We start from the raw sequence: 324 nt of genomic DNA, 5'->3' as shown, positions 1-324 counted from the left end.
CCCAGCGCGGCGGATGCCAAGAGCATCGAGGCCGTGAAGAACGCGGTGAACATCCCCATCGTGGCGGATATCCACTTTGACTACAATGCAGCGCTGGCCTGCGCCGACGTTGGTGTGGACAAGATCCGCATCAACCCCGGCAACATCGGCGACGACGACCGGGTCAAGGCCGTGGTGCAGGCCTGCCAGCAGAAGAACAACCCCATCCGCATCGGTGTGAACGGCGGCAGCCTGGAAAAGCACATCCTGGCAAAGTACGGTGCACCCGTGCCCGAGGCCATGGTGGAAAGCGCCCTGTACCATGTCCGCCTGCTGGAGAAGTTC

The 324-nt window shown here is 62.7% G+C and carries 1 protein-coding gene; it reads left to right on the top strand.

Going from position 1 to position 324, the window contains the following annotated elements; translation table 11 throughout:
* Nucleotides 1–324 (top strand): flavodoxin-dependent (E)-4-hydroxy-3-methylbut-2-enyl-diphosphate synthase (locus P0G09_RS16740; RefSeq protein WP_275253229.1); only part of this gene is annotated, 324 nt, incomplete at both ends.

The organism is Faecalibacterium sp. DFI.5.82, from assembly GCF_029076575.1.
Classification (GTDB): Bacteria; Bacillota; Clostridia; order Oscillospirales; family Ruminococcaceae; genus Faecalibacterium; species Faecalibacterium duncaniae.
This window is presented reverse-complemented; position numbering and strand designations above follow the sequence as displayed.